This window comes from Ihuprevotella massiliensis (assembly GCA_900095835.1).
GTDB classification, from domain to species: domain Bacteria; phylum Bacteroidota; class Bacteroidia; order Bacteroidales; family Bacteroidaceae; genus Alloprevotella; species Alloprevotella massiliensis.
Genome location: LT608321.1, coordinates 1,797,927 through 1,813,522 on the forward strand (window position 1 = coordinate 1,797,927; position 15,596 = coordinate 1,813,522).

A 15,596-nucleotide genomic window follows, 5' to 3' on the forward strand; every position below is an offset into this window, starting at 1 on the left:
AAGTTGATTCTTGTTTCCATCCATCGCAAGGTGAGATGCGAAAACAGAGAATCATCCAAGTAACGAAACAAAGGTAAACGAAAGTACAGCTTTAAGTATATTCCCACCTTCTAGTTACGAAAGGATTAGCAAAGACTAAGGTCTAACGTCTAATTCCTAACGTCTAGAATAAGGAAAAGGAAGTAATTAAGGGCGTACGGTGGATGCCTAGGCTCTTACAGGCGATGAAGGACGTGATAAGCTGCGATAAGCTGTGGGTAGGTGCAAATAACCATTGATCCGCAGATTTCCGAATGGGACAACCCAGCAGGTTGAAGACCTGTTATCCCGCAAATGCGGGAGGCTAACGGGGGGAACTGAAACATCTTAGTACCCCTAGGAAAAGAAAATAATAATGATTCCCCTAGTAGTGGCGAGCGAACGGGGAAGAGCCCAAACCATATAGATTTCGGTCTATATGGGGTTGTAGGACCACGACGTTGCAAGAATTACAGTTAGAGGAACGCTTTGGAAAGAGCGACCATAGAGAGTGACAGTCTCGTACTCGACAATCGTATGAAGCATAGTGGTATCCTGAGTAGGGCGGGACACGTGAAATCCTGTCTGAATCCGGCGGGCCCATCCGCCAAGGCTAAATACTCGTAAGAGACCGATAGCGAACCAGTACCGTGAGGGAAAGGTGAAAAGCACCTCTTTTAGAGGAGTGAAAAAGTTCCTGAAACCGTACGCCTACAAGCGGTCGGAGCACCTTATGGTGTGACGGCGTGCCTTTTGCATAATGAACCTACGAGTTACCGTCGTCGGCAAGGTTAAGTGCTATGAAGCACGTAAGCCGAAGCGAAAGCGAGTCTGAATAGGGCGCATAGTCGGCGGTGGTAGACGCGAAACCAAGTGATCTACCCTTGTCCAGGTTGAAGTCCCGGTAACACGGGATGGAGGACCGAACCAATAAGCGTTGAAAAGCTTCTGGATGAGGTGAGGGTAGGAGTGAAAGGCCAATCAAACTTGGAGATAGCTCGTACTCCCCGAAATGCATTTAGGTGCAGCCTCGGGCGTTCCCTGTGTGAGGTAGAGCGACTGATTGGATGCGAGGGCTTCACCGCCTATCAAGTCCAGACAAACTCCGAATGCACACAGGCTAAGCCCGGGAGTGAGGGCGTGGGTGCTAAGGTCCACGCCCGAGAGGAGAAGAATCCTGACCACCGGCTAAGGCCCCGAAATATAGGCTAAGTTAAACTAACGAAGTGTGGTCCCCGTGACAGCTAGGATGTTGGCTTGGAAGCAGCCATTCATTCAAAGAGTGCGTAACAGCTCACTAGTCGAGGGACTGTGCATGGATAATAATCGGGTATAAAGTCTATTGCCGAAGCCGTGGGATATCAAATGATATCGGTAGGGGAGCATTCATGCGGCCTTGAAGATAGAGGATAACCTCTGTTGGAGCTTCATGAAAAGCAAATGTAGGTATAAGTAACGATAAAGAGTGTGAGATGCACTCTCGCCGAAAGACTAAGGTTTCCAGGGCAACGTTAATCGTCCCTGGGTCAGTCGGGACCTAAGGTTCAACCTAATGGTGATGCCGATGGCAGAAACGGTTAATATTCCGTTACTATCTTTGTTGGCGATGTGGAGACGGAGGAGTGACACTTCCGCGAGCTGACGGAATAGCTCGTTAAAGATTGTAGGTTATGAGGATGGCAGGCAAATCCACCATCTGAGCTGAAAGTCGATAGTATACAGCGTCTTCGGACAATGTAATAGTGAAGGTAATCCTACTCCCGAGAAAATCCGCTAAGCTTAACAGCAAAGATACCCGTACCGTAAACGGACACACGTAGTCGGGTAGAATATACTAAGGCGCTTGGAAGATTCATGGTTAAGGAACTAGGCAAATTGACCCCGTAACTTCGGAATAAGGGGTCCTCACAGTAATGTGAGGCGCAGAGAATCGGCCCAGGCAACTGTTTAACAAAAACACAGGGCTGTGCAAAATCGAAAGATGCAGTATACAGTCTGACACCTGCCCGGTGCTGGAAGGTTAAGAGGAGAGCTTAGACTCCGGTCGAAGGTTTGAATTGAAGCCCCAGTAAACGGCGGCCGTAACTATAACGGTCCTAAGGTAGCGAAATTCCTTGTCGGGTAAGTTCCGACCTGCACGAATGGTGTAATGATCTGGGCACTGTCTCAACCATGATTCCAGTGAAATTGTAGTATCGGTGAAGATGCCGATTACCCGCGATGGGACGAAAAGACCCCGTGAACCTTTACTATAGCTTAACGTTGTAATTGGGCAGTCGATGTGTAGGATAGGTCGGAGGCTATGAAGCAGGCACGCCAGTGTTTGTGGAGCCGCTGTTGAAATACGACCCTTTGGCTGTCTGGTTCCTAACTCTCAGATGAGAGGACCGCGTTTGGTGGGTAGTTTGACTGGGGTGGTCGCCTCCAAAAGCGTAACGGAGGCTTCTAAAGGTGCCCTCAGGCCGATTGGTAACCGGCCGTAGAGTGTAATGGCAAAAGGGCGCTTGACTGAGAGACCTACAAGTCGATCAGGTGCGAAAGCAGAGCATAGTGATCCGGTGGTTCCGTATGGAAGGGCCATCGCTCAAAGGATAAAAGGTACTCCGGGGATAACAGGCTGATCCCTCCCAAGAGCTCATATCGACGGAGTGGTTTGGCACCTCGATGTCGGCTCGTCACATCCTGGGGCTGGAGAAGGTCCCAAGGGTTGGGCTGTTCGCCCATTAAAGTGGCACGCGAGCTGGGTTCAGAACGTCGTGAGACAGTTCGGTCTCTATCTATCGTGGGCGTAGGAAATTTGCGTGGCTCTGACACTAGTACGAGAGGACCGTGTTGGACTGACCTCTGGTTTACCGGTTGTGGCGCCAGCTGCACCGCCGGGTATCTACGTCGGGATCGGATAAGCGCTGAAAGCATCTAAGTGCGAAGCCGGCCACAAGATTAGATTTCCTCATAAGGGTCGTTGTAGACTACAACGTTGATAGGGTGTAGGTGTAAAGACGGTGACGTCAAAGCCGAGCACTACTAATTGCCCGAAACTTCTATTCCTTTGGTGGAATACACTTAAAGCTGCTTTGTTTGCTTGTTTTCTGAATAAGAAGACGAAAGTTAGAGTTACAAGGACAATGTCAAAGCGTTGCATGTTCAAGATATATTTCCGGTGGTTATAGCGACGGGGTTCCACCTCTTCCCATTCCGAACAGAGAAGTTAAGCCCGACCGCGCCGATGGTACTGCACACCCGCGGGAGAGTAGGTCGCCGCCATTTTACGAAAGCCCTGAGTTCAATATGAACTCGGGGCTTTTTTGTGTTTCCATATTGCTACTTTAGTCTGAATATACTTACTGATCTTTTTCCATACCCACTATCCTTTGTGTAATCTCAGAAGAGTTGTGATTTTGCTCTACTGGTATTCTGTAAACTTAAATTGTTCATCGTATACAGAAGTAGTTCTGGTTTGTGTTGTGCTTGCTGATGTTTCTGCTTTACGCTCCTATATTTAAGTAGTTTCTATAAACTTCAATTTGCTTCTCTACGCTGCTTCGTGTTGTGCTTGCTGATATTTGTGTTTTCCTACTTCTATCCGTTGGTGCAAACGTATGAGCTTTAACGCGAATTTCTGCGAATTCCGATTAGTTTAGTGCTTCTTTGCGTTATTTTCCACGAACTATTTTCTGACGTTTCTGAGTCATTAGAGAGTGTGTCTTGCATCTTTCTACGAACTACTTTCTGTCATTTCTGAGTCATTAGAGAGTGTGTGTTGCATCTATTCTAGTTGTCTTGCCTTTTTTCTGCTTAAATCTCTTCTTCTTCGACAATCATCTTTCCCTCAATCGAGATGTTTTCCCTCTTTTCTCTAGAGGAAATGCATGCCTTTTCCCCATGTTTCTATGGTTATCTCTATGCCTTTTCTTATTCCTTGAGGTTATGTCCATGGACTTCTCGCATCTTATCTGAATAAAGTTTGAAAATAATTGCATTTTCCAGTATTATAGGCGATTTCCCCCAGAATATATTTGTTTTATTCATACAAAATCCTTATTTTTGCTATCTCAAATTAGCAACCTTTTTACCTCTCCTATGGACTGGATTATTAAACTTCTTACNGATTCAAGTAATTCTTCCTAGCTACGTCTGCTCTAGGGTAAACATGCCTATTTCGCAAGTGTGTCTACTTCTTTTGGCTGCGATTATCACCTTTCCAGCCCCACATCTTAATAACTTTCTTCGCGCGCGCGTTATATTATAGTTGTGTATTTATGCTTGAAAGTAGTCTATTCTCGCAATTAAAGGTTGAACTTCTAAGCTTGCTGCGCTTCCATTTCCTGCTTTATTTGTGTTCCTATTTGCTGTGAGAAATCTTCTCTCGGAGGGGACTGAAAAAAAACTCCGACGTTTTTTGGAAAAAGTCCAACGTTTTTTGGAAAATCTCCCACGTTTTTGGAGAAACGTCCGAGATTTTTCGAGGAATGTCCAACGTTTTTTGAGGAAGTGCCGAGCATTCACTGACAATCTCCGAGAAATGCTCGAGAAATGATGCCGGTTAAGGAAGTATTTAAGAGACATAAAGCCCGTTTTTACGATGAGATGGAGCAAAACACGGCAAAAGGGGACAAAAAGCTCCAAATATCGTTCTGGGGGATTTGGGCGGAAAATGGGCTTTACAGCATAATCCTGCGTAGTCTAGATGGCAAAATAGCACTATCTAAAATTTTTCTGCGATTTTTTTGTAGGAAGTCTTGGTAGTTTGCAAACCTTGCCGTACTTTTGCATCGCAATCGGGACGCAAGGGGCACTTGCTAAGACACAACGTGCTTAGTCAGATGAGACTTGACAACCTGAACGCCTGACAGCAGCAAACGAGCTGCATGAAGTCATTGAAACGATTACATAACAGATTGTAGAGAAGTACAAGGAACAATCAACAATGAAGCAGAAATGCTTCGGGTAAAATGAATTGTACCGTCAATTTCTACTCCAAATCCAAAGTAACAAGACAGGAAACTGAGCGATTTTATACAGAATCAAAACAAATTATTATATTACAATGAAGAGTTTGATCCTGGCTCAGGATGAACGCTAGCTACAGGCTTAACACATGCAAGTCGAGGGGCAGCATGGAAGAAGCTTGCTTCTTCTGATGGCGACCGGCGCACGGGTGCGTAACGCGTATCAAACCTGCCTCATACTCGGGGATAGCCTTGCGAAAGTAAGATTAATACCCGATGTTGTTATGTTGCCGCATGGTGATATAACCAAAGATTTATCGGTATGAGATGGTGATGCGTCCGATTAGGTAGTAGGCGGGGTAACGGCCCACCTAGCCTTCGATCGGTAGGGGTTCTGAGAGGAAGGTCCCCCACACTGGAACTGAGACACGGTCCAGACTCCTACGGGAGGCAGCAGTGAGGAATATTGGTCAATGGACGCAAGTCTGAACCAGCCAAGTAGCGTGCAGGATGACGGCCCTCCGGGTTGTAAACTGCTTTTAGTTGGGAATAAAAAAGAGGACGTGTCCTCTATTGTATGTACCTTCAGAAAAAGGACCGGCTAATTCCGTGCCAGCAGCCGCGGTAATACGGAAGGTCCAGGCGTTATCCGGATTTATTGGGTTTAAAGGGAGCGTAGGCGGATTATTAAGTCAGTGGTGAAAGACGGTGGCTCAACCATCGTTAGCCATTGAAACTGGTAGTCTTGAGTGCAGACAGGGATGCTGGAACTCGTGGTGTAGCGGTGAAATGCTTAGATATCACGATGAACTCCGATCGCGAAGGCAGGTGTCCGGGCTGCAACTGACGCTGAGGCTCGAAAGTGTGGGTATCAAACAGGATTAGATACCCTGGTAGTCCACACAGTAAACGATGTATACTCGCGGTTTGCGATATAATGTAAGCCGCCAAGCGAAAGCATTAAGTATACCACCTGGGGAGTACGCCGGCAACGGTGAAACTCAAAGGAATTGACGGGGGCCCGCACAAGCGGAGGAACATGTGGTTTAATTCGATGATACGCGAGGAACCTTACCCGGGCTTGAACTAAGAGTGACGAATCTAGAGATAGATTTTTCTTCGGACACTCTTGGAGGTGCTGCATGGTTGTCGTCAGCTCGTGCCGTGAGGTGTCGGCTTAAGTGCCATAACGAGCGCAACCCTTTTCCTTGGTTGCCATCAGGTAATGCTGGGCACTCCAGGGATACTGCCATCGTAAGATGTGAGGAAGGTGGGGATGACGTCAAATCAGCACGGCCCTTACGTCCGGGGCTACACACGTGTTACAATGGGGGGTACAGAAGGTCGCTACCTGGTGACAGGATGCTAATCTTAAAAACCTCTCTCAGTTCGGATTGGAGTCTGCAACCCGACTCCATGAAGCTGGATTCGCTAGTAATCGCGCATCAGCCATGGCGCGGTGAATACGTTCCCGGGCCTTGTACACACCGCCCGTCAAGCCATGAAAGCCGGGGGTGCCTGAAAGCCGTGACCGCAAGGGTCGGCCTAGGGTAAAACTGGTGATTGGGGCTAAGTCGTAACAAGGTAGCCGTACCGGAAGGTGCGGCTGGAACACCTCCTTTCTGGAAGTTCAGTTACCTGGTTACTTGAATGGAAATAAAAGAAAATGGTACAATTTAGAAGATTGTCACCTATACTTCTCGCAATAGGTTATGCTAAGCATAAGAGAAAGATGAAGCCGAGCAGCTCTGAAGTAGTTTGACTTGCGTGGATTTTTTCTGCCAGTCCTATAGCTCAGTTGGTTAGAGCGCCACACTGATAATGTGGAGGTCGGCAGTTCAAATCTGCCTGGGACTACTTGCAAACGGAGCACCGCGCTCCGAAGATTTGGGGGATTAGCTCAGCTGGCTAGAGCACCTGCCTTGCACGCAGGGGGTCAACGGTTCGAATCCGTTATTCTCCACTCATTCTACTGCTCAGTCGCAATGATGATAAGACATCAAAGCATAATGACAGAGCAAGAGATCTTTGACATATTGAACACGCAACAAGTTGATTCTTGTTTCCATCCATCGCAAGGTGAGATGCGAAAACAGAGAATCATCCAAGTAACGAAACAAAGGTAAACGAAAGTACAGCTTTAAGTATATTCCCACCTTCTAGTTACGAAAGGATTAGCAAAGACTAAGGTCTAACGTCTAATTCCTAACGTCTAGAATAAGGAAAAGGAAGTAATTAAGGGCGTACGGTGGATGCCTAGGCTCTTACAGGCGATGAAGGACGTGATAAGCTGCGATAAGCTGTGGGTAGGTGCAAATAACCATTGATCCGCAGATTTCCGAATGGGACAACCCAGCAGGTTGAAGACCTGTTATCCCGCAAATGCGGGAGGCTAACGGGGGGAACTGAAACATCTTAGTACCCCTAGGAAAAGAAAATAATAATGATTCCCCTAGTAGTGGCGAGCGAACGGGGAAGAGCCCAAACCATATAGATTTCGGTCTATATGGGGTTGTAGGACCACGACGTTGCAAGAATTACAGTTAGAGGAACGCTTTGGAAAGAGCGACCATAGAGAGTGACAGTCTCGTACTCGACAATCGTATGAAGCATAGTGGTATCCTGAGTAGGGCGGGACACGTGAAATCCTGTCTGAATCCGGCGGGCCCATCCGCCAAGGCTAAATACTCGTAAGAGACCGATAGCGAACCAGTACCGTGAGGGAAAGGTGAAAAGCACCTCTTTTAGAGGAGTGAAAAAGTTCCTGAAACCGTACGCCTACAAGCGGTCGGAGCACCTTATGGTGTGACGGCGTGCCTTTTGCATAATGAACCTACGAGTTACCGTCGTCGGCAAGGTTAAGTGCTATGAAGCACGTAAGCCGAAGCGAAAGCGAGTCTGAATAGGGCGCATAGTCGGCGGTGGTAGACGCGAAACCAAGTGATCTACCCTTGTCCAGGTTGAAGTCCCGGTAACACGGGATGGAGGACCGAACCAATAAGCGTTGAAAAGCTTCTGGATGAGGTGAGGGTAGGAGTGAAAGGCCAATCAAACTTGGAGATAGCTCGTACTCCCCGAAATGCATTTAGGTGCAGCCTCGGGCGTTCCCTGTGTGAGGTAGAGCGACTGATTGGATGCGAGGGCTTCACCGCCTATCAAGTCCAGACAAACTCCGAATGCACACAGGCTAAGCCCGGGAGTGAGGGCGTGGGTGCTAAGGTCCACGCCCGAGAGGAGAAGAATCCTGACCACCGGCTAAGGCCCCGAAATATAGGCTAAGTTAAACTAACGAAGTGTGGTCCCCGTGACAGCTAGGATGTTGGCTTGGAAGCAGCCATTCATTCAAAGAGTGCGTAACAGCTCACTAGTCGAGGGACTGTGCATGGATAATAATCGGGTATAAAGTCTATTGCCGAAGCCGTGGGATATCAAATGATATCGGTAGGGGAGCATTCATGCGGCCTTGAAGATAGAGGATAACCTCTGTTGGAGCTTCATGAAAAGCAAATGTAGGTATAAGTAACGATAAAGAGTGTGAGATGCACTCTCGCCGAAAGACTAAGGTTTCCAGGGCAACGTTAATCGTCCCTGGGTCAGTCGGGACCTAAGGTTCAACCTAATGGTGATGCCGATGGCAGAAACGGTTAATATTCCGTTACTATCTTTGTTGGCGATGTGGAGACGGAGGAGTGACACTTCCGCGAGCTGACGGAATAGCTCGTTAAAGATTGTAGGTTATGAGGATGGCAGGCAAATCCACCATCTGAGCTGAAAGTCGATAGTATACAGCGTCTTCGGACAATGTAATAGTGAAGGTAATCCTACTCCCGAGAAAATCCGCTAAGCTTAACAGCAAAGATACCCGTACCGTAAACGGACACACGTAGTCGGGTAGAATATACTAAGGCGCTTGGAAGATTCATGGTTAAGGAACTAGGCAAATTGACCCCGTAACTTCGGAATAAGGGGTCCTCACAGTAATGTGAGGCGCAGAGAATCGGCCCAGGCAACTGTTTAACAAAAACACAGGGCTGTGCAAAATCGAAAGATGCAGTATACAGTCTGACACCTGCCCGGTGCTGGAAGGTTAAGAGGAGAGCTTAGACTCCGGTCGAAGGTTTGAATTGAAGCCCCAGTAAACGGCGGCCGTAACTATAACGGTCCTAAGGTAGCGAAATTCCTTGTCGGGTAAGTTCCGACCTGCACGAATGGTGTAATGATCTGGGCACTGTCTCAACCATGATTCCAGTGAAATTGTAGTATCGGTGAAGATGCCGATTACCCGCGATGGGACGAAAAGACCCCGTGAACCTTTACTATAGCTTAACGTTGTAATTGGGCAGTCGATGTGTAGGATAGGTCGGAGGCTATGAAGCAGGCACGCCAGTGTTTGTGGAGCCGCTGTTGAAATACGACCCTTTGGCTGTCTGGTTCCTAACTCTCAGATGAGAGGACCGCGTTTGGTGGGTAGTTTGACTGGGGTGGTCGCCTCCAAAAGCGTAACGGAGGCTTCTAAAGGTGCCCTCAGGCCGATTGGTAACCGGCCGTAGAGTGTAATGGCAAAAGGGCGCTTGACTGAGAGACCTACAAGTCGATCAGGTGCGAAAGCAGAGCATAGTGATCCGGTGGTTCCGTATGGAAGGGCCATCGCTCAAAGGATAAAAGGTACTCCGGGGATAACAGGCTGATCCCTCCCAAGAGCTCATATCGACGGAGTGGTTTGGCACCTCGATGTCGGCTCGTCACATCCTGGGGCTGGAGAAGGTCCCAAGGGTTGGGCTGTTCGCCCATTAAAGTGGCACGCGAGCTGGGTTCAGAACGTCGTGAGACAGTTCGGTCTCTATCTATCGTGGGCGTAGGAAATTTGCGTGGCTCTGACACTAGTACGAGAGGACCGTGTTGGACTGACCTCTGGTTTACCGGTTGTGGCGCCAGCTGCACCGCCGGGTATCTACGTCGGGATCGGATAAGCGCTGAAAGCATCTAAGTGCGAAGCCGGCCACAAGATTAGATTTCCTCATAAGGGTCGTTGTAGACTACAACGTTGATAGGGTGTAGGTGTAAAGACGGTGACGTCAAAGCCGAGCACTACTAATTGCCCGAAACTTCTATTCCTTTGGTGGAATACACTTAAAGCTGCTTTGTTTGCTTGTTTTCTGAATAAGAAGACTAAAGTTAGAGTTACAAGGAGAATGCGAAAGCGTTGCATGTTCAAGAGATATTTCCGGTGGTTATAGCGACGGGGTTCCACCTCTTCCCATTCCGAACAGAGAAGTTAAGCCCGACCGCGCCGATGGTACTGCACACCCGCGGGAGAGTAGGTCGCCGCCATTTTACGAAAGCCCTGAGTTCAATATGAACTCGGGGCTTTTTTGTGTTTCCATATTGCTACCTTAGTCTAAATTATCGTCCACTTAAGTGTTTTTGTACTTCTTTCCTTCAGCTTTTATCCTTATAGCAGAGAGATAGTTTGTTATTTCTATAGTAAACAGCTAATAGTCAAGAGCAACTGCCTTGAGCCTTATGGAAGAATCTCCAGTAATTGTTTGGTCTATCGCGTGCATTTTTGTAATTTTGTAGTCAATATGGCGTATAAGACACATGAGTGTGGGCAAAGCCTACGAAGAAAGCTCTAAGAAGTCCCATGCGCTGTGCCAACACAACAAACACACAACTGACACATCACCAAATGGCTAACGAATATCTCAAAGAATTCACTCAACAAAAGTACGAAGCTGGCTTCGTCACGGATGTAGAGACCGAAATCATCGAAGCTGGTCTCAATGAAGACATCATTCGTCAGATTAGCGCGAAGAAAGAAGAGCCCGAGTGGTTACTCGAGTTCCGCCTCACCGCATTCCGTTACTGGCAAACCCTCAAAACCCCAGAGTGGTCGCACGTCAATCTTCCTGAGATTGACTACCAAGCCATCTCCTACTACGCTGACCCCACCAAGAAGAAAGATGGTCCGAAAGAAATTGACCCAGAGTTGATGAAAACCTTCGACAAACTCGGCATTCCCCTTGAAGAGCGCATGGCACTTGCTGGAGTAGCAGTCGATGCCGTCATGGACTCCGTATCAGTCAAGACCACATTCAAGGAGCGTCTTCAGGAGAAAGGCATCATCTTCAGCTCATTTTCCGAGGCAGTAAAGGAAAATCCTGAACTCGTGCGTAAGTACTTGGGCACGGTAGTAAGCTATCGTGACAACTATTTTGCAGCCCTCAACAGCGCAGTGTTCTCCGATGGTTCCTTCGTCTATATCCCCAAGGGTGTGCGTTGCCCCATGGAGCTCTCCACCTACTTCCGCATCAATGCACGCAATACCGGTCAGTTCGAGCGCACCCTTATCGTTTGTGACGATGCTGGCTATGTGTCCTATCTCGAAGGATGTACAGCTCCCATGCGCGATGAAAATCAACTTCACGCTGCGATTGTCGAAATCATTGTCGGTGAAGATGCCGAAGTTAAATACTCCACCGTGCAAAACTGGTATCCCGGTGATGCTGAAGGCAAGGGAGGTGTGCTCAATCTCGTCACCAAGCGAGGCCACCTTCGAGGTAAGAATGCTCGTCTGTCTTGGACGCAAGTTGAGACCGGTTCTGCTATCACGTGGAAATATCCCTCTTGTATTCTCGCAGGTGAAGGTTCGCAAGCCGAGTTCTACTCAGTGGCAGTGACCAACAATTTCCAAGAGGCAGATACAGGTACCAAGATGATTCACCTCGCCCCCAACACCCGTTCCACGATTATTTCCAAAGGTATCTCAGCAGGAAAGAGCCAAAACTCCTATCGTGGATTGGTGCGCATGGCGAAGAAAGCCCACGGATCGCGCAACTATTCCTCTTGCGACTCCCTCTTGCTCAGTTCCACCTGCGGAGCACACACCTTCCCTTACATCGATGTGGACAACGACGACTCTATCGTAGAGCACGAAGCCACCACGTCAAAGATTTCGGAAGACCAACTTCTCTACTGCCAACAGCGCGGCATCCCTATGGAAGATGCGGTTAATCTCATCGTAGGAGGTTATGCCAAAGAAGTCATCAACAAGCTCCCCATGGAGTTTGCGGTTGAAGCGCAAAAACTTCTCGCAGTTTCTCTCGAAGGCAGCGTAGGATAGTTCCGGATCCATCCCATACAGAACTGATAGTTCGCCCCTTCTCTCAGCAAAAGGTGCGACTATCAGTTTCTTCTTTTTATCCCCTTTCTCTGGACTTACAAGGTCCTTTGCCCCATCGTGAAGCCTTCAGCCCAATTTCTCCGAGAGACGTGAAAAAATCTCCGGCGTTTTTGTTGAAAAAAATCCGACATTTTTTGATAAATCTCCGCCTTTTTTGGGGAAAGTCTCTGAGATAATTTTTGATAAGTCCGAGATTTCCTCCACGTTCTCCCATCTCCCTTTATTTTTCTCCCATCATTATGAAGAAAATCCTATTCACTTTCCTTTTCCTTCTGGTTGGTCTCACCACTTTTGCACAGCAATCCCCTGCAAAGTCGCAACTTCCTGCCGTGATGCTGCGCAATCTCGAAGGAAAGTCCGTTAAAACCGACACCCTCTCCAATGCAGGGCGTCCCCTCATCATCAGTTTCTTTGCCACTTGGTGCAAACCCTGCAACCGAGAACTTTCTGCCATCTCAGAAGTTTATGAAGACTGGCAGCGCGAAACGGGTGTGCGAGTCATAGCTGTCAGCATTGACGAAGGACAAAATGCCGAAAAAGTGCGCCCCTTTGTCGATGGCAAGGGATGGGACTTCGACATCTTGCTCGATCCCAATAGCAATTTCCGCCGTGCCATGGGCGTTAATCTCATTCCCCACGTTTTTGTGCTCGATGGGCAAGGAAAAGTTGTACTCTCTCGTTCAGGATATACCGAAGGAGGAGAAGAACACCTCATCGAGAAAGTGAGAGAACTCGTGAAGCAATAGCCACCATCTAAGCATGAAGAAGCCGCTATTTATCCTCCTTTGTGGTTGTGCTTTTCCCTTTATGGCAAAGGGAAATGTTGCGACACCAAGTGTTGAGTCATCATTGAAGGCAGATTCCACCCTTACTCTTTCCCAGTCAGTAGAGAAGAAGCCTATCATCTTTCATGGTAGTGTACGTTCCGACCTACTCCTACCGCAAACAGATGCTGCAATTGGGACGGATGACACACGCCATGGCTTATTGTCCAATTCTGCTGCTCAGTTCTCCCTCATCTACGATCGTTGGGAAGCAGGTTTGCGCTACGAATATCAGCAACAGCCCCTCCCCGGATTTGAGAAAGACTTCGCAGGGCATGGCCTACCTTACGCGTATCTTCGTGGGCGCATGGGACGTTTTGATGTTACCCTCGGTAGTTACTACGAACAATTTGGCTCTGGCTTCATCTTGCGTACCTACGAAGCCCCCACTCTTGGCGTCGACAGTCACCTTCGTGGCATCCGTGTCGCTGTAGATGCCGGAGCCGATGTGCAAATTAAAGCCATTGCCGGTCGTCAGCGCCACTATTGGAGTACGAATCCCGCGAATATCTTCGGATTGGATGGTGAGTGGACCCTCCCTCGTCTGTCCTTTTTGCCCTCTTCTCGCCTTATTCTTGGGGCATCTTGGGTGGCAAAACAGGAAAAACAAGACAATCTCAGTCGCATTATCACACAGCCCGGGCAGGAATATCCCCTGCGACAGCAGTTGATTCAGCCCACTTGGGTGCATGCCTTCGATGTGCGTTTGGCGCTGCATCAAGGTCGTTTCAATGCGCTTGCAGAATATGCCCTCAAAGGTCAAGATCCCTCTTTCGACAATGGCTATACCTATGGTTTGGGAAGTGCATTATTGGTGAGCACTAGCTATGCGCGTCGCGGTTTTGTGGCATTGTTTCAGGCGAAACGAGCTGAGAATATGAGTTTCCGCTCCCAGCGTAGTGGTAGTCTTTCGCCTTCCATGCTCAACCATTTGCCCCCCTTCACCCCACAACCCACCTATGCACTCACTACACTCTATCCATATGCCACTCAGAGTGTTCCTGGCGAATGGGCATTTCAAGGCGAGATTTCCTACAATCTTCCCAAACGTAGCACATTAGGGGGCAGATATGGCACTACACTCAAGGGGCACGCTTCGCAAATCTTCGCCCTTGGTCTTGAATCCGTTGCGACAGCAAATCCCCTAGCAGGAACAGCACCTTCCGCTTCTTTGGGTTTAATGGGCACAGATGGCATGCAAAGTCGTGGATTCTTTGCCATGGGTAGCACCCTCTATCGCGAAATCGGAGTAGACCTCGACCGTCGTCTTTCCCGTCCGCTCCACTTGCATCTCGCTTATCTCCATCAGCGTTACGACAAAACAGCGATAGAAGGCAAGGGCGGTCTCATCACCAGCCACATTGGCATCGGAGAATTGCGGTGGAAAGCGTCACGCAATTTGGGCATTCGCACCGAACTTCAATATCTCCACACGCAGCAAGATCAGGGCGATTGGGCAAGTGCACTTGTAGAAGTCTCTGCTTTCCACAAGTGGATGCTCACCCTCACCGATCAATATAACGGGCACGTCTATTCACCCTCCCTCAATCGTGAGTCGGCAGTCCACTATCTCCAAGGTTTTCTCACCTACACCGAGGGATTGCACCGCTTGCAACTGGGCTATGGTCGCACGCGCGCAGGCTACAACTGCGCTGGCGGTGTGTGTCGCTACATTCCTGCCCAACGCGGTTGGACACTTTCCTACAATCTCACCTTTTAGTCCTCTCTTCCATGCGCCATATATTCCTCCTTTGTTCCCTCCTCTTCACGCTGATGGGCTGTAATAGCCTAGCTCCTGAAGAACGCTGGTCGCAGCCCACTCCGATTGTGCCCAACAAACATGTGTTGCTCCTTGAATACACAGGACAGCGCTGTGTCAATTGTCCCGAGGCAGCTGAGCAAGTGTCTCATTTGCAGCGTGGTGCTTCGGGCGCTCATGTCGTAGCTGTCGCAGTGCATGGCGGTCATCTTGCGGAAAATGGTGAGCGCAGCGTTTTGGGTTTGTCCAATGTCGATAGCGAATGGCTCACCCAGCAGGCAGGTGTGACTGGATGGCCCATGGGCAGTGTCGATGGAGGCGCGTTGTCGCTTCCCCCCTCGTGGAGTGCGCGTGTGGCACAGCAGTTGACGCAGCCTACCGAGGCCAAAATCCTCCTCACCTCTCGCTATGATGCCACCACTCGTCAGTTGACCACTGAGGTAGCTGCGAGTGCATCGCTAGAAGATTGCATTTTCACCCTCTTCCTCGTGGAAGACGGTATCCACTCCTTGCAATATCTCTCCAATGGTCGTCGCACGCTCGACTATGTGCATCGCCATGTGTTGCGACAAATCCTTACTCCTCGACAAGGGGTAGCAGTGGCACATCAGGCAACTTCCCAGACTTCATGGCAACACACCGTCACTTTGCCCACCGCTTATGGACTTTTGGCGACTTCCCCCAGTTTGCAAGCCAAATATCCCCAACTTCTGGTGCAGCCCGAGCGACTCCATCTCGTAGGTTTCGTGCAGCATCGCCCCACAGGTCGCGTGTTGGAAGTGCAAACTACCAAAGTGCTGTCCGATACTCCCGAATAATCTAACTACTTTCAAAGATATATCATGTTTAACTTCGTAGTTCTG

General features: G+C 48.8%; 4 protein-coding genes, 2 tRNA genes and 5 rRNA genes. All 11 read left to right on the forward strand.

The annotated features are described in order from the left end of the window. Positions 1–176: 176 nt before the first annotated feature. The 11 genes from BQ2633_RS07370 to BQ2633_RS07430 all read left to right on the forward strand — a co-directional run bounded on the left by BQ2633_RS07370 (position 177) and on the right by BQ2633_RS07430 (position 15,551). A 23S ribosomal RNA gene (locus BQ2633_RS07370) occupies positions 177–3,065 on the forward strand. A 109-nt stretch (positions 3,066–3,174) separates the two neighbouring features. After that, a 5S ribosomal RNA gene (rrf, locus tag BQ2633_RS07375) occupies positions 3,175–3,285 on the forward strand. Between the two features lie 1,777 nt (positions 3,286–5,062). Beyond that, a 16S ribosomal RNA gene (locus BQ2633_RS07390) occupies positions 5,063–6,589 on the forward strand. A gap of 161 nt (positions 6,590–6,750) precedes the next feature. Beyond that, a tRNA-Ile gene (locus BQ2633_RS07395) sits at positions 6,751–6,824 on the forward strand. A gap of 32 nt (positions 6,825–6,856) precedes the next feature. Next, positions 6,857–6,930 (forward strand) — tRNA-Ala (locus tag BQ2633_RS07400). A 262-nt stretch (positions 6,931–7,192) separates the two neighbouring features. Further along, positions 7,193–10,081 (forward strand): 23S ribosomal RNA (locus BQ2633_RS07405). A gap of 109 nt (positions 10,082–10,190) precedes the next feature. Next, positions 10,191–10,301: ribosomal RNA gene (gene rrf / locus BQ2633_RS07410) — 5S ribosomal RNA — on the forward strand. Together the 16S, 23S and 5S rRNA genes with 2 tRNA genes alongside form the textbook arrangement of a ribosomal RNA operon. A 355-nt stretch (positions 10,302–10,656) precedes the next feature. Then, positions 10,657–12,090: a Fe-S cluster assembly protein SufB gene (sufB, locus tag BQ2633_RS07415; protein WP_141700159.1), complete on the forward strand. Its 1,434-nt coding sequence runs from the start codon at positions 10,657–10,659 to the stop codon at positions 12,088–12,090. A 299-nt stretch (positions 12,091–12,389) separates the two neighbouring features. Then, on the forward strand, positions 12,390–12,896 hold the full coding sequence (locus BQ2633_RS07420; RefSeq protein WP_075566142.1) for a TlpA family protein disulfide reductase: 507 nt from the start codon (positions 12,390–12,392) through the stop codon (positions 12,894–12,896). Positions 12,897–12,909: 13 nt separating this feature from the next. Then, positions 12,910–14,694: a DUF6029 family protein gene (locus tag BQ2633_RS07425; protein WP_141700160.1), complete on the forward strand. Its 1,785-nt coding sequence runs from the start codon at positions 12,910–12,912 to the stop codon at positions 14,692–14,694. 11 nt (positions 14,695–14,705) lie between these two features. Beyond that, on the forward strand, positions 14,706–15,551 hold the full coding sequence (locus tag BQ2633_RS07430; protein ID WP_075566147.1) for an Omp28-related outer membrane protein: 846 nt from the start codon (positions 14,706–14,708) through the stop codon (positions 15,549–15,551). Positions 15,552–15,596: the final 45 nt, after the last annotated feature.